Origin of the sequence: Streptomyces sp. 135 (assembly GCF_020026305.1) — a bacterium.
Classification (GTDB): Bacteria; Actinomycetota; Actinomycetes; order Streptomycetales; family Streptomycetaceae; genus Streptomyces.
In genome coordinates, this window is the sequence record NZ_CP075691.1 from 3,971,704 (window position 1) to 3,996,210 (window position 24,507).

Below are 24,507 nucleotides of genomic sequence, written 5' to 3' on the forward strand. Positions count from 1 at the left end.
CCGGCCCCGTATCAGGGCACGTCCCCGCCGCTTCCATCCCAGCACCGGGATTGAAGATCCCTACCTTTATCACACTCCAGCACCACCACGTAACAGTCCGTCGCGATCTGCTGTCTGATCAGGCCTTCGTGCGATCGCCTCGGCAAAGGACGACGAGCGCTCATCAGGACAGACGCAAAAGACCCTCAGAAGCAGGGAAGCTGTCACAGTCCGGACCGTTTCTACGTGATTCATGGCCATGCTCCCCCTCTGCCCCGACGGAGAAGCGGGGGACGTGGCTCTGCCCCTCCCGAATCGAGTCATGTATCTGGGGACGCCACGGCCGATCGAGCCCGGCTTGATGCCCACCAGAGGCGGTCACGATGCAGCCCTTCTGCCTGTCGGAAGATCCATGACCGCTTGTCTCAGAGAGACCGAGATCCAAGTCGGGCGACGAAGCCAGGTGCTCAGTGCGAGGTCGGCCTCCCTTAGCCGTTGAACGAGCGGCGCTAACCGTCCTCGGGCATCGCCCGGATCGTGCGTGTCGAGCAGCTTCGCCGCGGTGTCGAGCGCCGCACCGGTGGCCAGGCACCCTTGGGGCGGCACGGTGTAGGGCTTGGAGGTCTTCTTCTTGCCCAGAGTGTTGAGCAGGCGCTCAGCCTGCAAGACGCGGGAGGCGTACTCCGCATCGATGGCGGCGGCCAGACAAGGTGTGCTGGCGTGCTCGCGGGCGACGGGCCAGGACCGGAAGATCATCGCGACCGTGGCGCGCAGGTCGGCGAAATAGTGAGGGACGGGGACTGGTGCACCGGCGCTCATCGCGGTCTCGGGTCCGCTCGCGACGAGCAAGTCAATGAGTTGTCGCTGTACTTGCAGGAGCACTGTCATGGTGGCCACGTCAGGTGCTGTGGACGGCGGATCCACCCAGGTCAGGTCGGCTGCGCAGGCTGTTTCGGATCGCTGTGATGTCTGCCGCGCGGTGAAACGGCACTGCCATGGGTGGAGTGTGTCGTCGGACAAGCGCGCGATGGCGTTTGCTGCAGGAGCGAACTGCGCGGGTGTTGCGCAGCGTGGGCATTGACTCTCGAGGAGGCGTTGGTGCTGAACGCACAGGAACGTTACGGGGAGCCGCCACAGCCGTCTCCACGCCCCACCGTGGAGATCCTGAATGGCGCTGCGGTCCCCGGTGAGGCATTGCGGACAGTAACGCGTGGAGCGGGTCAGGACCCATGGGTTGTCGTAAATCATTCGCGCTGGGGTACGGCGTGGGGTGAGCACGGGGTTCAGAGGCCCGTAGCGGTCTCCGAGCGGGGCGAGAAGCATGCCGCTTACCTCGGCAGGCATCAGCTGTGTGGAGCGGGCGAATCCCGAGAGGTGTTCGTCGTTCAGGTGGTGAAGAACGCCCAACGGCAGACGGGAGGGTAAACCCGTGCGGTCGGCAATCTCGCCGGGTGTCGTACCCAGCCTGTGGGCGAGCCGGAGTACGAATCCGGTGAGGGTCTCGTCGGGCAGCGGGTCGAGGCTGCGTGGCAGGGGGCGCATGGTCAGCCGTTTCGCGGGCCGCGGATGTAGGGCTCGGGGCTCGAACTGTCCGCTGGTCCCTTCGCTACTCCGAGAACCTCCTGCAGCGCGGAGGAAGTGCCGGGAAGGTGGGCGAGTTCCAGAAAGGTATCCCGGTGCAGCGCCAAGGCGCTGCCGTAGAGCGGGCCTACAGCCATCCGAGTCCACTGCTTCTCGCGGCCGTCAAGCATGCGTTCGGCAATTCCGAGTACCGCGCCCATGGTCAGGGGGGATTCCAGAGGCGAGAGCAGCGAGCTGATCCCGTACGGTCTCTTCGATGCGCCTGACGTGCGGCGTCGGCTGTCGCGAAGTCGCTGCTCTGCTTCCCGCCCGATGGCCTGGGCCAGGGCGGGTGTCGCCGCAAAGCCGCTGGCCTCCGGCCAGGAGGCCAGCACCAGAGTGGCCACGACGCGCAGGTCAATGAAGTACTGCGCGACAGGAATGAGCTGACCGCAGCTGGTGACTCTCTGCGGCCCGTCGGCTGACAACAGCGCATCCAAGCGACGCTGAAGGTCCAGCAGCACGCTGAAGGAGTCCACGTCACGCGACGAGCGAGGAGGGCGGACGCGGGCGAGGTCAGTCGCGCAGACCGAGCGTCGCCCCCTACCCGTGTGCGGTGCGGGAGACGCGGCTCGGCACTGGGTGGGGTGAAGATCTTCCGTGCCTGGGCGAGCGATCAAGCCGTTGGGGGCGAACTGGGCGGGGGCTCGGCACTTGGGACAGGTGCGGCTCAGGAGTTGCTGGTGTCGCGAACACGCAAAAACCACCGGAAGCCGCCAGGCCCGTTTCCAGGCACCTCCGTAAAGGCGTCCCAGCGGGCCGTCATCACCCGCGAGGCATGGCGGGCAGTACTGGGAGGTCCGCATGAAGACCCAGCGGTTGGGGCGGCCCAGCTGCTGTGGGCTCGTCCACGGCCGGTATAGGTGGCTCACGAGGCCATATCGATGGCCCATGGGGGCAAGCAACAGCTTGCCGGCCTCCGCCACAGTCAGGTCTGCCGCGCGCGCCGCCCGGACAAGACGTGGCTTATCCATGTCCGCGAGCAACCACGGCGAGACGACTCCAGGTGCGGTGCTCATCTCGTCCATCAGCCCCATACGAGAAGCGATTTGAGCCGGGGTCGTGCCGTTGTGGCGAGCGAGGCGTAGAAGGAAGCCGACAAGGGTCTCGTCGTCGAGCGGGTCGAGGCTGCGTGACAGTCGGCGGTGAGTCATCCTTCGGCCGCCGAAGGGGTGCCTCGGTCGTCGTAGACGCTGTTGCGGCCCCTTCTGGGCCTCGGCCCTGGTTTCCGCTTCGGAGCAGTGTCGACGTCGGGGATCTCTCCGGCTTCGGCGTCCCGCCCGTCGTCTCTGCCGGGAACGTTGCCCAGATTGATCGTGATCTCGTCGAGGAGGTCGACAGTCAGGTCCTCTAGGCCGCTCTCCATGGCTTTGACCAGTCCGTCCTCGGCCAGCCGCCGCAGGAGACCGACGATGCCGTGGGTCCGGCGATAGAGGTACTCGGGCATCTCGCCTTCGGACAGCGTGCCCGGGCCGGCGTTGAAGAGCCGGATCTGGTTCTCAATGCCGACGAGATGGTCGACGAATGCCGCGATGCCCGCGTCGCTGCTGTAGTCGAACGGGTCAAGGTTGACCAGATCGAAGCGGCGTTCCGTCTGGGTGGAGGCGTCGGGGTTGTAGCTCTTGCCTTTCTTCAGTGGGGCGTAGACCCACTGTTTGGTGCGGGGGTCGTGCCAGCCCTCCCTGAGCAGTCCGGAGCGAGGGATGTTCACACCGATGAGGACGAGAGTGACGTCCAGGTCCATCAGGCCTCGGATCAGGTCGAGAGTGTCTTGGTCGTCCTCCCGGTGCATCTTCAGGCGGGTGATGTCGTCGATCAGCAAGACGGTGGTGGCGTGCGCTTTGATCGATTCGCGGACGTTGCGGATCATGCCGCGCAGGTTCTTGCCGTAGGGGGCGCCGTAGAAGTCGAGAATCGCCTCACACAGGCCGATCGGGGTCGCTTTGACCGGGGTCTGGCAGTAGGCGACCGGTGCGATCAGGTCCCGGGTCCCAGGCATCGGGTCGAGGTAGTAGGCGGGGTACCGCTCGAACAGGTCGCGCCAGGTGTCCTCGAACTCGGCGGCGGTCCGGCAGGCAGTCTCCGTTTTGCCCTGGTAGCCACCGCCGTTGATCATCAGTCCGTCGAGAGTGCTCGGGCCGATGCGCATTGCGTTGTTCTGGATGCGAGAACGCATCAGCGTGGTGACCACCGCGCTCATCGGAGTCTCCTCCATCCGCATGTTGACGTGTGTGGCCGCGCGATGCAGGTCGTGCAGCGACCTCTTGCGCGGGCTCAGCAGTCGGTACTCGGCCAGGGAGATCTTCTTGACCGGCACGAACAGCTCGCGTGTCCTGCGGAACTCCTGCCAGCCCTCGTAAGTGGTCCTGTCCGGCCGGGGGCCGAAGCGTAGGAACGGCACGGGCTCGTCCGGTGCCTCTGGGAGCCGGTCGCTCATCTCACTTCTCCTCCGCCGCCTGCGGACCGGACCCCTGCAGTTCTGTGTATGGATCGCCGGGTGTGTCATCGTCGTCCGCGATCACGAAGAGGTTGCGGCCGCGGCGGCTCGATCCAAGGGAGGCAGGCTGCGACGGCCGCAGTGGCCCAGCCGCTTCGCGCCGCCGACGCCGATGGGTGTCCAGACTCCGTGTGGCCTGCCGGGCCCGTTCCCGCAACAGCAGCTCTGCTTCAGGCACACCGGCGGCGGCCAGCAGCGGCGGCTCGCCCCGTTCCTGCGGTTGTGGTCGGTCCGCAGCGGCTGCCTGGGCCTGGGCGATCTCCCGCGCCTGCTGCATGCGCTGGGACTTGGTCATCTGGGACGGCCAGCTCTCGACCGGATCGACCGCTCCCAGCATCTCCAGGAGAATCGGAACGAGCTCGGTGTCAGAGCGCGGCTTGAGTCCTGCTTCTCGTACTCGGTTGAGAAGTTCTTCGACCCGGGTATCCCCGAAGGCCGGGATCTCGCCCTCCGGCGGCAGGCCCGTCCAGCGTAGGGCGTGCCACTTGTGTGTGTCGGGGTCCTGGAAGTACACCACCCGCCGGTCCCGGGGTTCGCGGTGAATGACCCACTGCTGTTTGTACCGGCCGCCTCGCGCCGATTGCCGGCCGGGACGGTGCAGCAGCTCGGCGTCGTACCAGAGACCTTTGACCTTAACGCCTCGCCGGTAGATCCGCTTCACATGATGCTCGGGCAGAAAGCGGTAGTACGTCTCCGGTGACGGGATGTCCAGGTCGAAGCCCTCCTGAGCGAAGGAGGCAGCGAACAAAGTGTTGGGGCTGTGATCACCGCCCGGATCCCAGCTGGGTGCGAACTCGGCGAGCCTGCGGTTCTGCCAGGTCTTCACGACCCAGGTCGCGATGAAGTGTTCCATCTCGGTGAAGGTCAGTACCGCGTCGCCCTCCGGGTCGGCGCCACGGTCGGCAACATCGATTCCCGTGTAGCCGGGAAGCTTCTCGAACAGCAGCGATCGGATACTGCCAAAGACACGCTCCACCGTGCTCTTGTCCTGCGGGCGCAGAACACGAGCCGGCAGGATCCGGCATCCCATCGCCTCCTGAACATCCACGAGATGGTGGTTGCGGTAGACAGAGCCATGGTCGGAGGTGATGGTCTCGGGAGTGAAGAACGGCAGTGCGGCCACCTTGTGCCCCGCGAACTCAGAGACCACTGCGGCCGGCAGCCCGGGGTAGGGCCACTCCATGTCCTCGCCCCACTCCGCCCGCATCGGCAGCGGCAGCATGACGTCCCGCAGGACCATCGCGACGTCCACGGAGGAGTCCGATACCAGCGTGAGCCGGAATGCGCAGATGGAGTGAGTGTATACGTCAAGCGCCAGGGTGAGGTGGACAGTGACCGGATCCCCGAAGACATTCTCGCGGACCATCACCGGGAGGATCGTTGTGTCCAGGGCGACGACCTGGCCCGGCCGCGTCACGAGCACATGTCCGTTCTTGGTGGGCAGTTCAGCCGAACGCTGGTACCGCGGTCGGGCGCCACCCGGCCCGAACCACTCTTTCCACACCCGCAGCAGGGTGTGATAGCTCGGGACCTCGATCTCAGCGTCCTTGAAGGTCTCCCGCACATAGCGCTGGATCATGATCTCGCGGGTTCGTGCGCTCACCCGGGAGCGGTGCAGCGTCTCCTGCCTCACTGCGAAGATCGCCTCGCGGACTTCTTCGCAGATGCTCGGGTGTCCTCCGCTGGCCCGCAGCCACCGGTGATCGGCACAGCCGATGACGCCGTACTTCCTGCGCCGGCGTTCCCAGCGTTCAAGCGTGCGCACTCCGACGTGGGCGACGCCCAAGAGCAGTCTCGTCTCCTCGGGCCGCAGCGTCGATAGCTCGGCGGCCTTCGCCGCCCGTCGCTCGGTCAGCGTCGTGCGGTCCGGGTCGTACTCGGGACGCGGTTCACCCGGCTCAGGACGGAACGGATCACCGCTGCGGAAGCCGCACTTCACCTCCATCAGGTGGGCGAAGCGCTGTTCCATCAAGGGGCGCTTCTCCGGCTTCACATCGCTCCATGTGGCCGGCTGACGCCCTCGGTCCGCCCCTTCCGCAGCCGTGCGTGACGACGGTCTGCAATTCGGGTCGTTGACCAAGAAGCGGAAGCTCACCCGCTGGCGATCACCGTCCGCCCGCACCAGGTGGACCCGCCCCAGATGCGGCTCCTGCCGCTCGACCAGCCACTCCACGTCGTTAAGCACAATGCCTGCTCCGGGCGAGAGGTCCAGGGCGGCTGATGCATTCACGAGGCACCTCCTGCCAGAACCACTCGCGACCCGTCCGTCAGCGGATGAGAAAGGTCGATCCCGAGCCTGCGGTGCCACAACAGGTGCAGCAGATGAGCCCGGGCCACCGGCCAGTACGCCTGAGCGGCCGCCAGCTCTCCGAACGTCACGCCCTCTGCGGCGTGGGCGAGCAGACCGGCCTGGACCCCGAGCATGTCCCGCGTTGGACGACGCCTTCCGTACATCGCGCCGATCGTGGACCGCACCTGCGGACGCCACTCGGACACGACCGTGTAGTGCCACCCGCAAGCGACTGCCACTTCCTCGGCCGCCGCGAAAGACTGCAAGTCCTCGGGCTTGATCAGGGGCCTGGACCGCACATCGATCAGCCAGGTGCCCGTCTTCGTGACCGCGAAGAAGTCGGGCGTGTGCTTGCGCCATTTCTCCGCGGTGCGAAACCGAATGCACAGCGGCTGCGACAGCACCTCGACCAGATCACCGGCAAAGTCCATTGCCACCAGCAACTGATCCTCTTCGAGGCTCTCGAATGCGTGCAGCCGCCCGGTCGCCAGCAACGGTCCCAGGCCAGGCCGATGCCTCTGATCCCGCCGCCAGGTGAAACCCCGCATCGGGCCGCGGCCCGCCACAGGGACCTGCCCCAGATGGCGTACCGGGCCCGTCACCTCGTCCCCGGCGTACCTCCACGTCGCGGTCCACCGGTTCGCCCAGCCGTCGGACAGGTCCAGGGCATCCCGCCCCGCATCCAGGGAGACGGGCACCAGCAGATCCGTCCACGTACACCGGTGGGACCACAGGGAACCGAGCTCGTACGGAAACGGAGCCTCATTGCCAGCCAACCCAGACACGCCCTCGGTTTCGCTCATGCCTCAAGGGAAGCTGCTTGCCTCCTGGCAGGGAGGCGATCTTCGAAGTTGGCGACAACTTGGCTGCAAAGAGCACTGAGCACGTCAGGAACGATGCGAATCCGACGACAGATGTCGCGCTCAGGACCTCAAGAAAGGCCAGGTCGGCGCGCGAAATGACGACACCTATCGTGCTCAGTCACATCACCGCCGCCGTCAGCCGCGACGGTGTCCGTTCTCAATAGATGTGGCGAGTCCCAGTGGTTCTGGCAAACGACCTGGCGGAGTCCCGGCGAAGCTGGCCGGCCTGTACGGTCCACCGCATGGTTGACGAGTTCGATGTGGCTCAAGCTCTGCGCGGTGGGATACTCGACAGGGCGCGAGCCTGGGCCTTCGTTCGGGACTTTGCCGCAGCGTGGGCGGAGCCGCTCGCCGACGGCGCGGGTACGCGAGCGGAGGAGCTGGAGCGAGCCGAGGAGATGCTGGGGCTCACGCTGCCGACCGCGTTGCGCGAGGCGTACTCGCTTCTCGGTACGCGTCACGACCTCACCGGCAACCAGGACCCGCTGCTGCGCCCTTCCGAGCTGTTCGTGCACGACGAGTTCGGTGGAGTGCTCGTCTTCCGCAGCGAGAACCAGGGATGCGCTTTCTGGGGAGTGCGGCTGCGGGACCTCGGTCAGGACGATCCGCCGGTGTTCGTCCAGTCACGGGATGGTTGGGTCCGCTACCTGGAGCGGGTCTCCTTGGCCTGTGTCGAGCTCGTACTCAGCGAGACACTGCTTGGCGGCGAAGGACGGCTCTACAACGCCTGCGAACTTCCCGCCAGCCTGATTCGAGAGCTGCCGAGTCGGTTCGCGCCGGTGGAGTTTCCCGAGTACCCGATGTGGACGGGGAAGGAAGAGTCACCCGTGGGCTGGTTTTCCGCGCCGGGGAAGCTCTTGCGGCTCGACGGACTGAGTGACCACAGCTGGCTGCACGTTCGGGGAAGTACGTTCGCCGACCTGGAGTCGCTCTGCGCCGCCCTCCCCGGCCACTGGGTACGTGGGTACTCAGAGCCGTTGGAAGCCGACGAACTGCCTTTCTAGGCATCCGAGGGTCTGCTTGGATGACCGGGAAAGTCTGTGAACCGAGCGCAACGGGGGCGTGCGGATGGCTGATCCGTACATCATTCTCAACGAACTCGCCCAAGAGCTTCGGCCGATGCCACAGGGAATCGAGTGGTTCGAGGGCCTCTCGACTGAGGAGCAGTCCAACACCCTGCGCCTCCTGTCACATTTCTGCATTCAGGCCCGCGCCACCGCCGAGGACGGCCCGGAAAGTATCCGCCGCGCCGGACTTCGCGCCACGCACACACCGGCAGTTCTGATCACACGAGGGCGGATCGACCAGCAACTCGGAAAGATCGCCAGTCTCACCCCGCACGACGAGCGCCTCAAGTCATTCCGGCTACTGATCGCGGTGCTGGCCGTCGCCGACGAACGCCGACGAGAGCGCTTCTGCTCCGACGGTTGCGGCCACGCGTGGCATCGCCTGTCTGTCGACACCCCCGAAGCCTCGGCCTGATCCCTCGCGCTTTCGCGCCTACCGGACCAGTGGCCGGAGGGGAAACATCGCGCTCAGTCTCGGCAGTTTGCACATCGCCTCGTCTTCACATCGCACGTCCCACTGCTCGCCGCGCGGCCCTCGATTGCCGCCTACAGCGCCCTCCTCGGCTTCGACGGCTTCATAGAATGCGTCGCCGCAGTCGTCATCCGCGCGGGTGAGTAGTCCATACGCCTCCATGGCGACGTAGTCGAGAGACTCCCACTCCGGCCAGTCGTCGTTCCAGAGCTCCCGAGGGCGACCCACCAGGCACTGAACCTCTGGGGTGTCGGCCAGAGAGTCGGGATCGATCACTGCCCGCACGAAGGCTTCCCGACCGATCCCCACCATCCACAGGCCGAAGTAGCAGAACCCGTCGTCCGAACACCAGCCGCCGAGGATCCGCTCCGCAGCAGCCCAGAGATCCCAGGTGAAGGTTTCGTGCGTCACTTCGTCCAGGCGAACCTGGAACTGCACGATCTCTGCCAGCGGCCTCCGCGACAATTCGTCACGCAACCACGTTAGCCGTTCGTCCCGGCCCCGCGTCTGCCGTCGGCACTCTTCGATGAGCTCCCAGAAGGAATCGATGTCCACGGCGGCACTGTGCCAGGCACCTCTGACAGCGTGCGGTCGGCGAACCATGTTTGAGCAGTGGTTGTGACTGGCCGCGATAGATGACACGTGGTCGCCACGACTGACACCAAAGCGCGACCGACCCCCGCCATTAGACTCCCGCGCTATGACGGCCGCCACTCCCGCATCGCCCATCCCGGTCGCGCCTGCCGGCCTGACCGACCGGGCCAGAAGGTTCGTCGAGGTGGACGGCGTTCGTGTTCCTCAGCAGGGCCTGGGGCAGCACCGGGAGCGGTGGATCGAGCGCGGAGTTCCGGCCGTGGAATTCGACCGGGCCGCGGCCTTCCAGGACCGTTGGGGTGGTCTTGCGCTGCCGCCTGCCCCGTTCTACGAGGGCGGTCCGCGCATCCTGGGCGCCGACTGCCCCGAGGGCTCGGCCGCTGAGGGTTGGTCGTTTCCGGCGGGAAGCGGTCGGGTGTCCATGGCCTACGGATTCATGATCGGCTCCGACGGCGCATTCGGGATCGATGCCTACCGCTGGACACCGCTGCACGCCAGCACAGACGGATGGGTGGAATCCCTGGCGCTCGCCGCCCATGCCGGTCGCTGGGCCAAGACCGTGACAAGGATCAAGGGGAAGGCCGTCGAGTCATTGGACCTCGTCGGCTTCGAGCCGGTGCCTGAGGTACAGGGCGTTACGGACACGTGGTGGCGGGGCAAAGACTCGCTCATCGCCCTCTACCGAGGCGAGGCCGTAGGCATGGATGCTCCTCGATGCCTTGAAGCCCACGTGTACGGCGGCCTCAACGAGTGGGGGCTTCACGGCGGCTGATCGCCGACACCACCGAATCTCAGCACAATGTCGCCAGTGATCATGAAGATGATGACTGAGCTGGCTCGCAGCATCACTCACATGAGGGGTTTCAGCCCAAAACTTCTGGTGGATTCCCATTGATTCTGGACAGTGAAGTCCATGGGGTTGGGCGGGACGAGTGATACGGCACCGCTGGACGTGGGCGGATTCGAGGTCGGTTGGCGGGACGCCAGAGGTGAACACCGCCGACCGCTGAGTGAGGCGGGAGGAGGTCGAGTTCGAGACAGGACTGCCAGTACGTGGCTTCCCTTCATACCGCGGCCAGCGGAACTTCCCAGGCCTGTACTGGTCGGCCACAACGGGCGGGCACGTGGGGTTCGAGTCGTGGCTGGAGCGGGATCACGCGCGGCTGGCCGACGAGGCTGGGCGGGCGAGTCTGGTGCTGCTGCCTCACCTGCTGGCCGCCGAAGGCTTCGAGTTTCTTGGTCAGCAGGGCGGGTCACCGGTAGTGGCGCCCTTCGCGTTGCTGGACACCGTTCCGCCGCTGGAGGCAGAGAAGGCCACCGCCTGGGAACAGCATCTACTGGAGCTGGAGTCCGGGCGGCAAAGCGGTACCGGAGCCGGGGCGGGGCTGCGGCCAGAGTACGACCCGGCCCGGCATACCTTGGAGGAGCGGATCGCCGCGAAAGCCACCGAGTTGCGTGCCCTGGGCTGGACGGTGAGCGCGCGGACGGTCGAGAGGATGCGGACCCGCTACCGGGATCAAGGGGTCTGGGGGCTGGTCGATCACCGCAACGGGCCGGGCTGATGAGCGGGTGGTTTCAGCCGTCGCGGAGGTGCTGGCCGGCCAGCTGAACGAGTCGACTGGGACACGAGGCCGGGTGCGGCGCCGGGTCGAGGCCCTGCTTGCCGAGCAGCACGGGGCCGGGGTGGTGCCGATGCCGTCGAAGACGACGTTCTACCGGCTTGTCGAGGCAGTGAGCGCGGGCACGCACGCCTTCGGTTCGGCTGCTTCCCGCCGCTCCCAAGCTCGTCGGCCCGAGGGAATGTTCACGCCGTCCGCGGCCTGCCGACCGGGCGAGCTGGTGCAGATCGACACGACTCCACTGGATGTGCTGGTGATCCTGGAGGACGGGGTGAGCGGTCGTCCGGAACTGACTATCGCCGTTGACGTGGCGACCCGGACAATCTGCGCGGCGGTGCTGCGGCCAGCGGGCACCAAGGCGGTCGATGCGTCGCTGCTGCTGGCGAAGATGCTGGTCCCCGAGCCGCTGCGGCCGGGCTGGCCGGAGGCCCTGGCACTGTCGGCGACGCTGATTCCGCACTCCCGGCTGCTGGACATCGACGCCCGGCTGGAGCAGGCCGCCGCGAAACCTGTGATCGTCCCGGAATCCATCGGCATCGATCACGGCAAGGTGTTCGTCTCCGACGCGTTCATCGCCGCCTGTCGGTCGCTGGGCGTCTCCGTGCAGCCCTCGCGGCCCGCCACTCCGACAGACAAGGCCATCGTGGAGCGGACGTTTTCCTCCATCAACACCCTGTTCTGCCAGCACGTTTCCGGCTACACCGGCTCCAACACGGACCGCCGCGGCGCGGGTGTCGAGGCGGTATGGACGCTCGCGGAACTCGATGACCTTCTTCAGGAATGGATCGTGGCCTGCTGGCAGCAGAGGCCGCACGACGGGCTTCGTAGTCCGTTCCTACCCGGCCGGTCGATGTCACCCAACGACGCGTACGCGCTGCTTGTGGCCCGCACCGGCTACGTCCCGCTGCCGCTGAGCGGTCTCGACTACCTCGAACTGCTGCCGGCGGTCTGGCGGTCGGTGAACGACTACGGAATCCGTATCGACCATCGCACCTACAACTGCCCGGAGTTGACTCCGCTACGGCGCCAACCTTCGGGAGTGGCCGCGAAAGGCGGTCTCTGGGAGGTCCACTACGACCCTTACGACCTGTCTCAGGTCTGGGTACGCGACGCCCGCATCGGAGAGTGGATCACGGTTCCGTGGACACACCGGCACCCGGTCTCGACACCGTTCGCTGACTTCACCTGGCGCCGAGCCCGGGACCTGCTTGCGATGCGGGGCCAGGACGACACCAACCAAGCCGCCGTGGCCGCAGCAGTCGACCAGTTGCTGACGCGGGCGGAAACTGGGCCGGACCGCCGTATCGCGGCCCGTACCCGCGCCGCCCTGGAGCCCGCCCGGTCTGTCCCTGCTCTGCCGCAGGCTTCAGCTCCGGAAGACGCCGAGGACGATGCCACCGTCCCGGAGCAGCCGTCGAACGTCATTCCCTTCGGCGTCTTCGACGCCTTCACCGACGGGAGCCGCCTGTGAGCGAGGCTCCACCACAGGACATCGCCAACCCGCAGACGTCACTGACCACGAAGGAAGGCTGGCGGGCGTTCGTCGACGAGAACCCTGATACCCCGCCGTCGCTCCCGTCCGGCACCGTCCTGGACGAGGATGAGCTGGAGTCCTACAGGGAAGCGCGGATCGACTACCACACGCGATCCGTCATCGTGAATACCCCCACGATCCGTGGCGTCGTCACCACGGGCCGCAAACGCATCGTGCTCAACCGGCACCAAGTCTCCGCCCGTCGCGGCCTGATCGTGTCCGGTTCGGCCGGCACCGGCAAGACCACAGCGATCACCCAGCTGGGCAAGAACGTCGAACAGATCACCCGGCGGCGCAACCCCACCGCCGTCGGCGGACTGCCGGTCGCCTTCATCACCGTCCCGCCAGCGGCTACCCCGAAGATGCTCGCAGGCGAGTTCGCCCGATTCCTTGGCATCCCGCTGGAGCACCGCATGAGCCAGGTCCAAATCACCAACGCCGTCTGTGACCTGCTCGGCAAGCTCGGCACCACACTCGTCCTGGTCGACGAGATCCACAACCTCGACCTGACCACCCGCAATGGAGCCGAGGCATCCGATCACCTCAAGCACCTCTCGGAACGGATCGCGGCCACCTTCGTGCTTGCTGGTCTCGACGTCGAGACCAGCAGCCTGTTCCAGGGCACTCGCGGACAGCAGATCGCCGGCCGCTATACGGTCATCCCCTCCCGACCCTTCGGCCACAGAATCCGCGCGGACAAGGAGAGCTGGCAGGCCTTGGTGGTGACGATGGAGAACTCCCTGCGACTACACGCCCATCGTCCCGGCACCTTGGTCGCCATGGCCGATTACCTCCACGAGCGCACTGGCGGGCTGATCGGCAGTCTCTCCCAGCTCATCCGAGAAGCCGCAGTCGACGCCATCGACAGCGGCACGGAAAAGATCACCAAGCGCATGCTCGACGAGATTGAGCTCGACCACGCTGTCCAGAAGACCCGCCCTGATCGCCCCCGAGCCAAATACGCCCGCAGGCCGAAGGCAGCCTGAGCAATGGAGCCCTGGGAAGCCCCGGTCAGGCTCCTGCCTCTTCCTCTGCCACCAGTCCACGGAGAAGTCTTCGGCTGGTACTTGCACCACCTCGCCGCCGCCAACAACGTGACGGCGGGCCAGCTGGCGAAGACTCTGACACCATTCAAAAACGCGCAGGTTGGTAAGAGGACGGACACGCTTTGGCGCTGGACTCCGATGGTTCTGCCACGGCTGGCCACCCTGACGGGCCTTACGCCCGAGACCCTCCGGATGCTGCTACCAGCGATCGCTCGGGTTGAGGCGCGCACCACAGGTGAGGTAGTCCGCTACCGTCGGCATCTCTACATCGCCTGCTCACACTGCATGCACCGCCGCGGGATCACCAGGCCAGTCCTCGCCCATCGCCCCGCAGATCTCCAACTCTGCCGCCGACACGGCATCTGGGTGGACGGCAACCGCCACTACCGTGTCGGTCACCTACCAGAGCTCGTTACCGCGGAGCACCGACACCGACGGATCGCCCGGCGCTTCCCCGACACCCTGGAAGCAGCGACGAAGGAAGCTCAGCACTTGGTCCGCTCATGGCTCCTGAACAAGAAGCAACCTCATCTGCTCTCACGCTGGAACGACCGCCTCGCCCAGCTTCCTCCAAAGGAAGCCATCTACGGGAACATCATCAGGCGACGCGTCGACGAGCGGGAGTACATCGCCACCTATCCAGAGTTCGTCACGCTGCTGGGCATGCTGGCCGATTCTGCCTGGCGGGCACTACGGGAACCTGGCCGATGGACGAGCCTCAGCCAGCACCGGCGCACCATCGACTCCGTCTACACAGAGGCCGAGCACCGGCTGAACGTCCCCACTCTCCGCGAGAAGCTCCGTTCCCACGCCTTCCCCAACGACGCCCTCTTTCGCTGGACCGACTCCCTGGGACGATCACTGATGCTGGTGACGACGCCGGACGACTACGACGCCCTACGGGATGAGTCCCACCAGAACTGAAAGACACCAGGCCACGGCCGTACCATCCGACAGAACAAATGGGACCGTCTCAGCTCGCGCTCAAGCAGGCGCAGCAACGTCCAGATCCACTGGGCCGCCCGGCTTCCAGCCCGTCCCGGCAGAACTGACAAGGCCCAGGTCAGAGACACCTCCTCGATCCAGATCTTTTGGGAACGGACAGACGGCCGGCCGCCTTCGCCGCGCCGTGGGCCCGGCCCGCGACAACCGCGCCGATCACGAGGGCGAGAACGTAGAGCGAGATGCCGGCCGCGAATCCGCCTGGCAGCCAGCCGAGCAGGCCGGCGTCGTCGTGGTCGATGAGCCGGCGTATCGCCCCCTGCGCCCCAAGGACGAGAAGAACCACACCGAGGCCCTCAAAGATGTCGCACTTCATGCGATGCCTTCCCATGTGATGCCTTCCGGATCTCCAGAACGTCGCTGTCACGCGGCAGCACTCACCCAGGGGCGCCCTTCGCGCCGCCTGGCCGTCGGCGGGACGGTTGCAGTGCACAATGCCGAAGATCGTGGACCACGAGGAGCGCAGGAGGCGCCTGGTCGACGCCGTCTGGGCGCTGGCCGTCCGGGGCGGCATCGAGCAGGTGACACTGCGCAAGGTGGCCGACGAAGCGGGCGTCTCCATGGGGCAGGTGCAGCACTACTACTCCTCGATGCAGGCCCTGATCCGCGATGCGCTCGACCGAGCCGTGCGAGCCGTGAACACCAACATCGAGAACGTGGTCAAGGCAGCCGGCACAACGAGCCCCGAAGCCGTGCTCCGCACCTGCCTCCATGCCCTGATCAGCACCGACCAGGAGAGCATGCGGCTCATGCGGTTCTCCCTGGCGGCAGCGGGGCGGGCAGTGTCCGACCCGACGGTGGCCAGGGTCCTGGCTCCGGGCGACGACGAACTGCTCTCCTTCACCGCCGGGCTCATCGCCGCGGCCCGGCAGGCGCGGGGCGGCGAACCGCGCGGCGAAGAGCACGTCGACGCCGACATCTGCTGGTCGCTTGCCACGAGTCTCGGCGTGGACGTCGCCCTTGGGTATCGCTCACCGGATGCCGCCAGCCGCGTGCTCGGCCACCACATCGATCAGATCCTGGGACCGGACCGGCGCGAGGCAACGGCCTGAGGCAGCCGGGAGGTACTGGGACAGGCCCTGCGCGACCAGGGCGACGGCCTCGCGGCGGGGCGCGGCGGGGAACCCACCGCGCCCCCAACCCCTGGAACCACCGCTCACCTCGTCAACCGCGCCGGCTCGTCCAGTCGCGTCAGCTTCCGCGGGTTTCTCATCACGTAGATCCGGGTGATCCGGCCGTCCTCCACCACCGCGCTCAGCGCGGTCGGCTCGCCGTCCAGGGTGAGACGGCCCGCGGGGGCGCCGTTGAGCCATACCGGGGTCGCGTCGAGCGTGCCCGTCGTGCGGCTCGCGCGGGAGAGCAGTTCCGCCACCACCTCGGCGCCGTGCACCGGCGCCGTGACGGCGCGCACCTGGCCGCCGCCGTCCGCGATCACGACCACGTCGGGTGCCATGACCTCCAGCAGCTCCCCCAACTCCCCGGTCCGCAACGCCGCCAGGAACCGTTCCATCACGGCCTGCTGCTCCGACCGGCTCACCGGGACCCGGGACCGCCGGGCCGCCACGTGCTCACGGGCCCGCCGGGCGATCTGCCGGACCGAGGCCGGGGACTTGCCGACGGCCTCGGCGATCTCCCCGTACGGCATCTCGAAGACCTCACGGAGCACGAACACCGCCCGTTCGGTCGGCGCGAGCGTCTCCAGGACGGTCAGCATCGCGATCGACACGCTCTCCGCGAGTTCGGCGTCCTCTGCGACATCCGGGCTGGTCAGCAGCGGTTCCGGAAGCCACTCACCGACGTACTCCTCCCGGCTGCGCGACAACGACCGGAGCCGGTTGAGCGCCTGCCGCGTCACGATCCGTACGAGGTACGCCCGCGCGTCCCGCACCTGGGACCGGTCGGCGCCGGCCCACCGCAGCCAGGACTCCTGGAGCACGTCCTCCGCGTCGGCCGCCGAGCCGAGCATCTCGTAGGCGACCGTGAAGAGCAGGCCGCGGTGGGCGACGAACGGATCGTCGGTCGGGGCGGCGGTCATGCCGGCGACGCCACGCCGTCGGCCCCGGAGCGCGCGGCCAGCGGTATCGCGCAGGCCTCGGAGAAGCCCTGCGAGGTGATGCCGTTGGCGTTGTTGTTCCTGGCGGCCATGTTGACGAAGGCGATGTACGCGGTGAGTTCGACCATGGCCGCCGGGCCGAGGCGGTCCAGCAGGCCCGCGTACAGCTCGTCGGTGACGGTGGGCGGCGTGTTCGTCATGGCCTCCGCGTACTCCAGGACGTCCCGCTCCAGCGGGGCGAACACGTCCGACTCGCGCCAGCGCGGCACCTGGCTCGCCTTGGCCAGGTCCAGCTGCTGGTTCTGCGCCTGGAAGTAACCGACGTCGAGGCACCAGCCGCAGCCGACCTGCCCCGCGACCGCCATGTGCGCGAACGACTTGAGGCTCTCGTCGACCGCGTCCCATTCGCTCAGCCTGGCCGAGAACTCCAGGTTGGACGTGGCGACCCGGGGGCTGTGCCACACCACTTCGACGGGCTCCGGCACCTCGCCGAGCTGCTTGATCATGTTCTCCTTGAGCTCGGCGGGGAGTTCGGCCTTGGGAATGCGCGGCGCCATGATGGCCTCCTGTGTCGAGTGATGCCGGTCGGTCGGTTACTCGGTCGTTCGACATGAAGACACCGGTGACTGCCGGGATGTGACAACGGGACGCTCACCGCGCGCTCTGTCAGAGGCAGTCGGTAACGTTCCCCCCGTGGTGTCCCTCCCCGACCTCGTCCGGCTGCGCCAGGCCCGCGACCGCATGGACCGCGACTACGCGCAGCCCCTGGACGTGCCCGCCCTCGCCCGGGACGCCCTGATGTCCGCGGGCCACTTCTCCCGCAGTTTCCGCGCCGCCTTCGGCGAGACCCCGTACAGCTACCTCATGACCCGCCGGATCGAGCGGGCCAAGGCGCTGCTGCGGCGCGGGGACCTCTCGGTGACGGAGGTGTGCATGGCGGTGGGCTGTACGTCACTGGGGTCGTTCAGCTCGCGGTTCACGGAGCTGGTCGGCGAGAGCCCGAGTGCGTACCGGGCACGCGACCATGGGTCCGGCGCCGACGTCCCGGCCTGCGTCGCCAAGATCTACACCCGACCGGTCAGGAACGGAGAAGCCGGATCCCCCGGCGATCCCTAGCGTGGGGGGCATGGAGATCAACCTCGCACAGTGCTTCATCGCCGTCGACGACCACGACAAGGCCCTCGCCTTCTACCGCGACGTGCTCGGTCTGGAGGTGCGCAACGACGTCGGGTTCGAGGGGATGCGCTGGGTCACCGTCGGCTCACCCGCGCAGCCCGGCGTGGACATCGTCCTCGAACCGCCGCTCGCCGACCCGAACGCCACGGACTCCGACCGGCGGGCGGTCGCCGAGCTGATGGCCAAGGGCCTCCTGCGTGGCGTCATCTTCCGTACGGACGACGTCGACGCGACGTTCGAGCGGATCCGCGCCGCGGGCGGTGACGTCCTCCAGGAGCCGATGGACCAGCCCTACGGCGTGCGGGACTGCGCGTTCCGCGACCCGGCGGGGAACATGCTGCGGTTCAGCCGGCCCCGCGGGTGACCCGGCGGTCCCGCGGTTGACCTTCACCTTGGGGGAGGCCGCAGCATCGGTGGGGCCGGGCGGTGTGCCCGGCGTGAGGAGGGACGGGCATGGGGTTGCTGACCATCGGGGCGTTCGCGAAGGCGTCCCGGCTGTCGCCCAAGGCGCTGCGGCTCTACGACGAGCTCGGCCTGCTGGCCCCCGCCCGCGTCGACCCGGTGACCGGCTACCGCCTCTACGCGCCCGAACAGCTGGACGAGGCCCGCCTGGTGGCCTGGCTGCGACGCCTCGGCATGCCGCTGGCCCGCATCCAGCACGTCCGCGCGCTGGACGGGACGGCGGCCGCCCAGGAGATCCGCGCGTTCTGGGCCCGGGCCGAGGCGGAGACCGCCGCGCGGCGGGACCTGGCCGCCTTCCTCATCGACCACCTGTCCAGGAAGGACCCCGCCATGACCCCGACCCCGGCCCCGCTCGCCGAACCGCTGGAGATCCGTTACGCGGCACTGTCCGACACCGGCCTGGTCCGCGAGAGCAACCAGGACACCGCGTACGCGGGGGCCCGTCTGCTCGCCGTGGCCGACGGTTTCGGGCACGGCGGGGCGCCCGCCGGGGCCGCCGCCATCGACGCGCTCAAGCACCTGGAGACCGACGGCTTCGCGGCCGGCTCTCTCCTCAACGCCCTTGAGGACGCCGTCGAACAGGCCGACATTGCCGTACGTGGGGCACATGAGGACGAGGCCGGCACCACACTCACCGCGATGCTCTGGACCGGGTCGCAGCTCGCCCTCGTCCACATCGGTGACTCCCGCGCCTACGTCCTGCGGGACGGTGAACTCTTCCAGGTCACCCACGACCACACCGTCGTCCAGTCGATGGTCGACGAGGGACGCCTGAGCCCCGAAGAGGCCGCCTCCCACCCCCAGCGCTCCCTGCTGATCCGCGCCCTCGGCGCGGGCGAGGCGGCCACCCCCGACCTGCGTCTGCACGACGCCCGCCCCGGCGACCGCTACCTCCTCTGCTCCGACGGTCTGACCACCGTGGTCCCCACCGACGACATCCGCCAGGTGATCACCACGGCCGATGGCCCCGAACGGGCGGTACGTGAACTCGTCGCCCTCGCCAACCGCTCCGGCGGCCCCGACAACGTCAGCTGTGTCGTCGCGGACGTGGTCCCGGCTCCTGGCCCTCAGGCCCCGGCCGCTCGGGCCATGTGACGTCGGAGACCAGCGCGCGGAACGCCGCGCGGTAGGTGGTGGGACTCGTACCGGTGGAGCGCTGGAAGTGGTGGCGCAGGTTGGCCGGGGTGCCGAGGCCCGTGCGGGCCGCGATGCGTTCCACCGGCTCGTCGGTGCGTTCGAGGAGCCGCTGGGCGCGCTGGACGCGGATGCGGAGCAGGTACTGGAGCGGGGTGAGCCCGGTGTCGGCGCGGAAGCGGCGGGTGAGGGCGCGGACGCCGAGGCCCGAGTGGGCGGCGATCTCGGTGAGGGTCAGCGGGTGGTGGAGGTGGGCCTCCATCCACTCGGTGACCGGTCCGAGGCCGCTGCCGGGCGGGGTGACGGCGTTGTACGCGGCCTCCGGGCCGTCGCCGGGCCCCTCGGGCCGGCTGTGCAGATGCAGGAACAGCTGCCGCTCGGTCTCGATGGCCACGGCCGCCCCGTGGTCCAGGGTGATCAGGTGCAGGCAGAGGTCGAGGCCGCCGAGGACGCCGGCGGCACTGTGACAGGGGCCGTCCGCGACGACCTCGCCCTCGGGATCGACGTCGATACGGGGATGCAGCTCCGCCAGTTCCCGCGTATGCCGGCGGCTGGTGGCCGCCCGGCGGCCGTCCAGGAGACCGGCGGCCGCGAGCGTGAACGTTCCGGTGCCCACGGCGCCGACGCGGGCACCGCGCGCGACGGCGGCCCGCAGGGCGGCCGTGACCCCGGGCGGCGGCGCGTCACGGAAGCCCGCGTGTCCCGGCAGCAGCACGGTGTCGGCGTCGTCGAGCCCCTCCAGACCCAAGGGGATGTCGACGCCGAAGGGTGCGGGGCCGCCCGTGCCGCGAAACCCGGGAGCCGCGCAGATCCGCACCTCGTACGCCACCGGATGGTGGTGCCTCGCGGCGGTGGCGAAGGTGAGTCCGGGGGCGGTGAGCTGGTGCCCCGGCACCCCGTCGAGGGCGAGGACGGCGATCACTGACATGTCCAGAACTTACCTGTCCAGAATTTGGCCCAGGGTGACATCACAGCCGCTGTTCGCGGCCCGCCGCTCCGCCGGATGATCGCTGTGCGGTGGCGGGCGGGGCGCGAGGAGCGCCGGGTCCCGCGCCCAGCTTCTCCCCTCAGCGTCTGTGAAAGGCCGGCTCATGCACCGTACGACCACCATGCCCGCTCCCGTCTCCCGCTCCGGGAAGGGGCCGCGCCGCCTGCTCGCCCGAGGGGCCGCGGTGCTCGGCGCGACCGCGCTCCTCGGCACGGCGATGAGCGGCAGCGCCGGCGCCATCGTCAACGGCGACGACGCCACCCAGCGCTACTCGTTCATGGCGACGGTGCCGGTCGAGGAGTACGGCGCCCAGTGCGGGGCCACGCTCATCGACGCGCGGTGGGTGCTCACGGCCGCGCACTGCGTGAACCCCGAACTGGCCACCCTGACCGGCAAGATCCGCGTCGGGAGCGACCACCGCACGACCGGCGGCACCGTCCGGAACATCGACAAGATCGTCACCGCGCCCGGCTACGTCCAGGACATGACGGGCACCAAGCCCAGCGTGAACGACCTCGCGCTGATCCGCCTGGACCGCCCGGTCTCCCAGAAGCCCATCCGCATCGCCGCCAAGGCCGGGCCGGTCGGCACGCCCACCCGCATCCTCGGCTACGGCACCGTCGTCGAGGCGCCGACGCTGGAGGACGCGAAGTTCCCCGACCGGCTGCAGCAGCTGGAGACGCGCAGGGGCGCGGCGGCCGAGTGCGGCCCGGGCTGGGCCGACGGGACCCGGCTGTGCACGGTCAGCCGGAAGCCGAAGGCCATGGCGTGCAACGGCGACTCCGGCGGCCCGCAGCTCCAGCGCGCGAAGAACGGCCGCTGGGAGCTGATCGGGGCCACCTCGGGGCCGGGTTCCGAGCGGCAGGGCTGCGCGACGGGCCCGGGGCTGTACACCAACGTCCCCGTCTTCAAGGGCTGGATCCAGAAGACGATCCACAAGAACGGCTGACGGACCGCCGCCGGGACGGCCCGGCCCGGCCCGGCGGGAGTACGGCCCCCGTATCCGAGTGGTTGGGTTACCGACATGTCAGTCACCGCCGTCGCCGTCCTCGCCCTCGACGGGGCGCCTGGCCACCACCTCACCACGCCCGGCCTGGTCTTCGGCGCCGCCTCCCGGCACGAGGGCGTGGCCTACGAGGTCAGGCTCTGCGCGGCCCCTGGCTTCCGGGCGACCGGCGGCCTCGGGCCGCCGCTAGCCGTCCGCGCGCCGTACGGCCTCGAAGGACTCGCGGACGCGGACGTCGTCCTGGTGACCGCGTACGAAGACCGCAGGGCCGGGCCCCCCGAAGGCGTCGCCGCCGCGCTCCGTGCGGCGGCGGACCGGGGCGGCCGCATCGCCGCCGTCGGCACCGGCACCTTCGTCCTCGCCGCGGCCGGGCTCCTCGACGGGCGGCGGGCCACGACCGGCTGGCGGTACGTCGAGGAGCTGGCGGAGCTGTATCCCCGCATCGACGTGGACGCGACCGGCACGGTGGTCGAGGACGGGCCGTTCCGCACGGCCGCGGGTGTCTTCGGCGGCATGGACATCTGTCTGCACCTGCTGGCCCGCGACCACGGCCGCCAAGTGGCCGGCGCGACGTCGCGGGAGCTCATCACGCCGCTGCACGGTGACGCGGACAGCGTCCAGGAGGCCATCGACCGGGAGGTCGCGGAGAGCGCGGGCCTCGAACCCACCCTGCGGTGGATGCGGGCGCGTCTCCACCTCCCGCTCACGCTCCCCGAGATCGCCGCCCACGCGAACACCAGCGTCAGCAGCGTCACGCGCCGCTTCCGCGCCCACACCGGGCTCAGCCCGCTCCAGTACCTGCTCCGCGCGCGCCTGCACGAGGCGATGCGGCTGCTGCGCGAGACGGACACGCCCGTCGAGCACATCGCGGCCGCGACGGGGTTCAGCTCACCCGCGGCCCTGCGCCACCACTTCCGTGCCCTCACCGGCACCACGCCCCGCGACTACCGCCGCGCGCACCACCCGTCGGCGTGACCCACGCACTCCGGCGCATGGCCACTTTTTTGTGGGTACTTGGCGTGCGCGGCCTCTCGGGCCAGTCTGGTGACCACGCCCGCGAAGCACGGAAGGGAGGCGCGGTGACGTCACCTCAGGACGCCTTGGACAGCGTCGAGTTGGGCCTCGACTCGGGCTGGAACGCCGGCCGCGACTCGGCGAGCCGGTCCAGGCGGCGGTGCCCCCAGTCCGCCAGCGGGGCCAGCGCCTCACAGAGGTCACGGCCGAACTCCGTGAGGGAGTAGACGGTCTTCAGCGGCCGTACGTCGTGCACCTCCCGGTGCACGATGCCGTCCGCCTCCATCTCGCGCAGCGCCTGGGTCAGCACCTTCTCGGTGAGCCCCGGCAGCAGGCGCAGCATCTCACCGGGCCGGTGCGGGCCGCTTTCGAGCGGCCAGAGCAGCGCGGTCTTCCACTTGCCGTCGATCACGGCGATCGCGGCGGTCACACCGCACACGTTCGGGTCCTGGGCACGGCTGCGCGTCATCTCGGGTCCCCCTCGGTCCTTTTCATACCTTTATTTGTTGCACAGGAGCTGACTCATGCCATCGTCGTCGTACGCCGAACAGTCTGCCGCCACCGGCACCCCCGCCGTCACCGTTCTCGGCCTGGGACCGATGGGCCGGGCCCTGGCCGGCGCCTTCCTGGTGGCCGGGGTGCGGACCACCGTGTGGAACCGCACCCCGGGGCGGGACACCGAGCTGGTCGAGCAGGGCGCGATCGGCGCCCGTACCGCCGAAGAGGCCGTGGCGGCGAGCCCGTTGACCGTCGTCTGCGTCGTCAACTACGACGCCTCGGACGCCGTGCTGCGCCGCGACGCCGTCGCCGCGGCGCTCAAGGGGCGCGCCCTCGTGAACCTCAGCGCCGACACCCCCGACCGCGCGCGGGACACGGGACGGTGGGCCGCCGAGCACGGCATCGCGTACCTGGACGGGGCGATCATGACGCCGACCCCCACCATCGGCACGGCGGCCGGGGTCTTCCTCCACAGCGGCCCGGCGGACCTCTACGAGCGGCACCGCCCCGTCCTCGACGCGCTGGGCGGTACCCACACCCACCTCGGCGAGGACATCGGCCGCGCGGCGGCGTACGACATCGCGCTGCTCGACATCTTCTGGACCGCGATGACCGGCTACATGCACGCCGTGGCGGTGGCGAAGGCCGAGGGGATCTCCGCGCGGGAGCTCACCCCGTTCGCCCGGGGCATCGCCGAGATCCTGCCGCCGGTCTTCGACGGACTGGGCGGGGACATCGACGACGGCACCTTCTCGGGCGAGGGCAACCCGATCACGTCGGCGGCCTCGACGATGGCCCACGTCATCCACACCTCCGAGGCCCACGGCATCGAGGCGGGCGTGATGCGCGCCGCCGAGGGGCTGGCGCGCCGCGTCATCGGGGCGGGGCACGGCGCCGACGGGGCGACCCGGATGGTGGAACTGCTCGGCCGCCGCTGAGCCGAGGACGGATAACCGCGGGCCCGGGAGCCTCGGGCCCGGCCACCCTCGGGCCCGGGCACCCTCCGCGTCACCCCAGGGAAGCGAGCGCCACGTCCACCGTCCGGCGCAGCACGGCGGCGTCGGCCCCGGCCCGGGAGCGCAGGTTCACGCCGTACGCGAGGAGCGCAAGGACCTCGGCCGCTGCCTCCACATCGGCGCCGGGGTCCAACTCGCCCTCCCTGCGCGCTACTTCCAGCGCCCCGCGCATCGCGTCCCGCAGCTGCCCGTGGTGCCGCTCCAGCAGGGACCGGACCTCGGGGTCGGCGCGCTCCTGCCCGGCGTGGGCGTTGACGACCATGCAGCCCCAGCCGGCGTACGGGCCCGCGCAGCGCAGCTCGATCAGCCCGTCGAAGAACGCGCGCACGGCCGGTAGCCCCCGGCCGTCCTCGGCGAGGAACCGGAACGCCCGCTCGGAGTGGTCGCGCAGGTAACGGCGCAGCGCGGCCAGGTACAGCTCGCGTTTGCCGCCGAAAGTGGCGTACAGGCTGGAGCGGTTGAGGCCCGTCGCGGTGGCCACGGCCTGGATGGACGTCGTGGCGGCGCCGTGCTGCCAGAAGAGCCGGACGACGCGGTCGAGCGCCTCGTCCGGGTCGAAGTGCTTGATGTCGGGCAT

At 68.9% G+C, this 24,507-nt stretch carries 25 protein-coding genes and 2 pseudogenes; 14 read left to right on the forward strand and 13 right to left on the reverse strand.

Annotation, left to right across the window (positions count from 1 at the left end):
- Positions 1-357: 357 nt before the first annotated feature.
- The 6 genes and pseudogenes from KKZ08_RS17805 to KKZ08_RS17835 form a co-directional block, all read right to left on the reverse strand.
- Positions 358-876, reverse strand: a complete 519-nt coding sequence (locus KKZ08_RS17805; protein WP_223779379.1) for a hypothetical protein — start codon at positions 874-876, stop codon at positions 358-360.
- A gap of 201 nt (positions 877-1,077) precedes the next feature.
- Positions 1,078-1,521: pseudogene (locus tag KKZ08_RS17810) on the reverse strand (TniQ family protein); the annotation flags it as partial.
- Between the two features lie 2 nt (positions 1,522-1,523).
- Positions 1,524-2,078, reverse strand: coding sequence for a hypothetical protein (locus tag KKZ08_RS17815; RefSeq protein ID WP_223779380.1), 555 nt, complete (start codon positions 2,076-2,078; stop codon positions 1,524-1,526).
- Between the two features lie 671 nt (positions 2,079-2,749).
- A complete protein-coding gene (locus KKZ08_RS17825) occupies positions 2,750-3,916 on the reverse strand; it encodes an AAA family ATPase (protein WP_223775401.1) in 1,167 nt (388 codons plus the stop codon).
- A gap of 121 nt (positions 3,917-4,037) precedes the next feature.
- A complete protein-coding gene (locus tag KKZ08_RS17830) occupies positions 4,038-6,326 on the reverse strand; it encodes a transposase (protein ID WP_223775402.1) in 2,289 nt (762 codons plus the stop codon).
- Positions 6,323-7,189: a TnsA-like heteromeric transposase endonuclease subunit gene (locus KKZ08_RS17835; RefSeq protein WP_223775403.1), complete on the reverse strand. Its 867-nt coding sequence runs from the start codon at positions 7,187-7,189 to the stop codon at positions 6,323-6,325. Before KKZ08_RS17835 ends, KKZ08_RS17830 begins: the two co-directional genes overlap by 4 nt.
- Positions 7,190-7,491: 302 nt before the next feature.
- On the opposite strand from KKZ08_RS17835, the gene KKZ08_RS17840 reads away from it, so the two are divergent.
- Both KKZ08_RS17840 and KKZ08_RS17845 read left to right on the forward strand, forming a co-directional pair.
- The gene (locus tag KKZ08_RS17840; protein WP_223775404.1) at positions 7,492-8,253 is read left to right on the forward strand and encodes an SMI1/KNR4 family protein; all 762 of its coding nucleotides are present in this window, start codon (positions 7,492-7,494) and stop codon (positions 8,251-8,253) included.
- A gap of 64 nt (positions 8,254-8,317) precedes the next feature.
- A complete protein-coding gene (locus KKZ08_RS17845; protein WP_127832451.1) occupies positions 8,318-8,731 on the forward strand; it encodes a DUF5958 family protein in 414 nt (137 codons plus the stop codon).
- A gap of 18 nt (positions 8,732-8,749) precedes the next feature.
- Here KKZ08_RS17845 and KKZ08_RS17850 read toward each other — a convergent pair whose 3' ends face one another.
- Entirely contained in the window at positions 8,750-9,343 is a 594-nt protein-coding gene (locus KKZ08_RS17850) for a DUF4240 domain-containing protein (RefSeq protein ID WP_223775405.1), read from the reverse strand.
- A gap of 145 nt (positions 9,344-9,488) precedes the next feature.
- Here KKZ08_RS17850 and KKZ08_RS17855 point away from each other — a divergent pair, with 145 nt between their 5' ends.
- The 5 genes and pseudogenes from KKZ08_RS17855 (at position 9,489) to KKZ08_RS17875 (ending at position 14,505) form a co-directional block, all read left to right on the forward strand.
- A complete protein-coding gene (locus tag KKZ08_RS17855; RefSeq protein WP_223775406.1) occupies positions 9,489-10,154 on the forward strand; it encodes a hypothetical protein in 666 nt (221 codons plus the stop codon).
- A 180-nt stretch (positions 10,155-10,334) separates the two neighbouring features.
- Positions 10,335-10,542 (forward strand): annotated as a pseudogene (locus tag KKZ08_RS17860) (transposase); the annotation flags it as partial.
- Between the two features lie 409 nt (positions 10,543-10,951).
- Complete coding sequence (locus KKZ08_RS17865) at positions 10,952-12,472, forward strand: Mu transposase C-terminal domain-containing protein (RefSeq protein WP_223775407.1); 1,521 nt, start codon at positions 10,952-10,954, stop codon at positions 12,470-12,472.
- Positions 12,469-13,521, forward strand: a complete 1,053-nt coding sequence (locus KKZ08_RS17870; protein WP_223775408.1) for an ATP-binding protein — start codon at positions 12,469-12,471, stop codon at positions 13,519-13,521. The genes KKZ08_RS17865 and KKZ08_RS17870 overlap by 4 nt, the downstream gene beginning before the upstream one ends.
- Positions 13,522-13,524: 3 nt before the next feature.
- A complete protein-coding gene (locus tag KKZ08_RS17875) occupies positions 13,525-14,505 on the forward strand; it encodes a TniQ family protein (protein WP_223775409.1) in 981 nt (326 codons plus the stop codon).
- Positions 14,506-14,644: 139 nt separating this feature from the next.
- Here the strand turns inward: KKZ08_RS17875 and KKZ08_RS17880 are convergent, their stop codons facing one another.
- Positions 14,645-14,899, reverse strand: a complete 255-nt coding sequence (locus tag KKZ08_RS17880) for a hypothetical protein (RefSeq protein WP_223775410.1) — start codon at positions 14,897-14,899, stop codon at positions 14,645-14,647.
- Positions 14,900-15,017: 118 nt separating this feature from the next.
- On the opposite strand from KKZ08_RS17880, the gene KKZ08_RS17885 reads away from it, so the two are divergent.
- Positions 15,018-15,635, forward strand: a complete 618-nt coding sequence (locus tag KKZ08_RS17885) for a TetR/AcrR family transcriptional regulator (protein ID WP_223775411.1) — start codon at positions 15,018-15,020, stop codon at positions 15,633-15,635.
- Between the two features lie 104 nt (positions 15,636-15,739).
- Here the strand turns inward: KKZ08_RS17885 and KKZ08_RS17890 are convergent, their stop codons facing one another.
- Complete coding sequence (locus tag KKZ08_RS17890; RefSeq protein ID WP_223775412.1) at positions 15,740-16,618, reverse strand: RNA polymerase sigma-70 factor; 879 nt, start codon at positions 16,616-16,618, stop codon at positions 15,740-15,742.
- The gene (locus tag KKZ08_RS17895; protein ID WP_223775413.1) at positions 16,615-17,193 is read right to left on the reverse strand and encodes a carboxymuconolactone decarboxylase family protein; all 579 of its coding nucleotides are present in this window, start codon (positions 17,191-17,193) and stop codon (positions 16,615-16,617) included. The genes KKZ08_RS17890 and KKZ08_RS17895 overlap by 4 nt, the downstream gene beginning before the upstream one ends.
- Before the next feature lie 139 nt (positions 17,194-17,332).
- Between KKZ08_RS17895 and KKZ08_RS17900 the strand changes: the two genes are divergently transcribed.
- The 3 genes from KKZ08_RS17900 (at position 17,333) to KKZ08_RS17910 (ending at position 19,369) form a co-directional block, all read left to right on the forward strand.
- On the forward strand, positions 17,333-17,752 hold the full coding sequence (locus KKZ08_RS17900; RefSeq protein WP_223779097.1) for a helix-turn-helix transcriptional regulator: 420 nt from the start codon (positions 17,333-17,335) through the stop codon (positions 17,750-17,752).
- Positions 17,753-17,762: 10 nt separating this feature from the next.
- Positions 17,763-18,176: a VOC family protein gene (locus KKZ08_RS17905; protein WP_223775414.1), complete on the forward strand. Its 414-nt coding sequence runs from the start codon at positions 17,763-17,765 to the stop codon at positions 18,174-18,176.
- Between the two features lie 89 nt (positions 18,177-18,265).
- The gene (locus tag KKZ08_RS17910) at positions 18,266-19,369 is read left to right on the forward strand and encodes a MerR family transcriptional regulator (protein ID WP_223775415.1); all 1,104 of its coding nucleotides are present in this window, start codon (positions 18,266-18,268) and stop codon (positions 19,367-19,369) included.
- Here the strand turns inward: KKZ08_RS17910 and KKZ08_RS17915 are convergent.
- Positions 19,302-20,336 carry a helix-turn-helix domain-containing protein gene (locus KKZ08_RS17915; RefSeq protein ID WP_223775416.1) on the reverse strand — a complete coding sequence of 345 codons (1,035 nt, stop codon included), beginning with the start codon at positions 20,334-20,336 and terminating at the stop codon, positions 19,302-19,304. The two genes, KKZ08_RS17910 and KKZ08_RS17915, sit on opposite strands and share 68 nt — an antisense overlap.
- Before the next feature lie 163 nt (positions 20,337-20,499).
- On the opposite strand from KKZ08_RS17915, the gene KKZ08_RS17920 reads away from it, so the two are divergent.
- A complete protein-coding gene (locus KKZ08_RS17920) occupies positions 20,500-21,345 on the forward strand; it encodes a serine protease (protein ID WP_223775417.1) in 846 nt (281 codons plus the stop codon).
- 75 nt (positions 21,346-21,420) lie between these two features.
- On the forward strand, positions 21,421-22,377 hold the full coding sequence (locus KKZ08_RS17925) for a helix-turn-helix domain-containing protein (protein WP_223775418.1): 957 nt from the start codon (positions 21,421-21,423) through the stop codon (positions 22,375-22,377).
- A gap of 115 nt (positions 22,378-22,492) precedes the next feature.
- Here the strand turns inward: KKZ08_RS17925 and KKZ08_RS17930 are convergent, their stop codons facing one another.
- Positions 22,493-22,885, reverse strand: a complete 393-nt coding sequence (locus tag KKZ08_RS17930) for a helix-turn-helix domain-containing protein (protein WP_223775419.1) — start codon at positions 22,883-22,885, stop codon at positions 22,493-22,495.
- 55 nt (positions 22,886-22,940) lie between these two features.
- On the opposite strand from KKZ08_RS17930, the gene KKZ08_RS17935 reads away from it, so the two are divergent.
- Entirely contained in the window at positions 22,941-23,852 is a 912-nt protein-coding gene (locus KKZ08_RS17935) for an NAD(P)-binding domain-containing protein (protein ID WP_223775420.1), read from the forward strand.
- Between the two features lie 70 nt (positions 23,853-23,922).
- On the opposite strand, the gene KKZ08_RS17940 is transcribed toward KKZ08_RS17935, so the two are convergent.
- Positions 23,923-24,507 carry a TetR/AcrR family transcriptional regulator gene (locus KKZ08_RS17940; RefSeq protein ID WP_223779098.1) on the reverse strand — a complete coding sequence of 195 codons (585 nt, stop codon included), beginning with the start codon at positions 24,505-24,507 and terminating at the stop codon, positions 23,923-23,925.

Bases quoted from the DNA above. Each gene is read 5' to 3' on its own strand.
- KKZ08_RS17835 (WP_223775403.1), bottom strand. From the start codon at position 7,189: ATGAGCGAAACCGAGGGCGTGTCTGGGTTGGCTGGCAATGAGGCTCCG.
- KKZ08_RS17840 (WP_223775404.1), top strand. From the start codon at position 7,492: ATGGTTGACGAGTTCGATGTGGCTCAAGCTCTGCGCGGTGGGATACTC.
- KKZ08_RS17845 (WP_127832451.1), top strand. From the start codon at position 8,318: ATGGCTGATCCGTACATCATTCTCAACGAACTCGCCCAAGAGCTTCGG.
- KKZ08_RS17855 (WP_223775406.1), top strand. From the start codon at position 9,489: ATGACGGCCGCCACTCCCGCATCGCCCATCCCGGTCGCGCCTGCCGGC.
- KKZ08_RS17875 (WP_223775409.1), top strand. From the start codon at position 13,525: ATGGAGCCCTGGGAAGCCCCGGTCAGGCTCCTGCCTCTTCCTCTGCCA.
- KKZ08_RS17880 (WP_223775410.1), bottom strand. From the start codon at position 14,899: ATGAAGTGCGACATCTTTGAGGGCCTCGGTGTGGTTCTTCTCGTCCTT.
- KKZ08_RS17885 (WP_223775411.1), top strand. From the start codon at position 15,018: ATGCCGAAGATCGTGGACCACGAGGAGCGCAGGAGGCGCCTGGTCGAC.
- KKZ08_RS17890 (WP_223775412.1), bottom strand. From the start codon at position 16,618: ATGACCGCCGCCCCGACCGACGATCCGTTCGTCGCCCACCGCGGCCTG.
- KKZ08_RS17895 (WP_223775413.1), bottom strand. From the start codon at position 17,193: ATGGCGCCGCGCATTCCCAAGGCCGAACTCCCCGCCGAGCTCAAGGAG.
- KKZ08_RS17905 (WP_223775414.1), top strand. From the start codon at position 17,763: ATGGAGATCAACCTCGCACAGTGCTTCATCGCCGTCGACGACCACGAC.
- KKZ08_RS17910 (WP_223775415.1), top strand. From the start codon at position 18,266: ATGGGGTTGCTGACCATCGGGGCGTTCGCGAAGGCGTCCCGGCTGTCG.
- KKZ08_RS17915 (WP_223775416.1), bottom strand. From the start codon at position 20,336: ATGTCAGTGATCGCCGTCCTCGCCCTCGACGGGGTGCCGGGGCACCAG.
- KKZ08_RS17920 (WP_223775417.1), top strand. From the start codon at position 20,500: ATGCACCGTACGACCACCATGCCCGCTCCCGTCTCCCGCTCCGGGAAG.
- KKZ08_RS17925 (WP_223775418.1), top strand. From the start codon at position 21,421: ATGTCAGTCACCGCCGTCGCCGTCCTCGCCCTCGACGGGGCGCCTGGC.
- KKZ08_RS17930 (WP_223775419.1), bottom strand. From the start codon at position 22,885: ATGACGCGCAGCCGTGCCCAGGACCCGAACGTGTGCGGTGTGACCGCC.
- KKZ08_RS17935 (WP_223775420.1), top strand. From the start codon at position 22,941: ATGCCATCGTCGTCGTACGCCGAACAGTCTGCCGCCACCGGCACCCCC.
- KKZ08_RS17940 (WP_223779098.1), bottom strand. From the start codon at position 24,507: ATGCCCGACATCAAGCACTTCGACCCGGACGAGGCGCTCGACCGCGTC.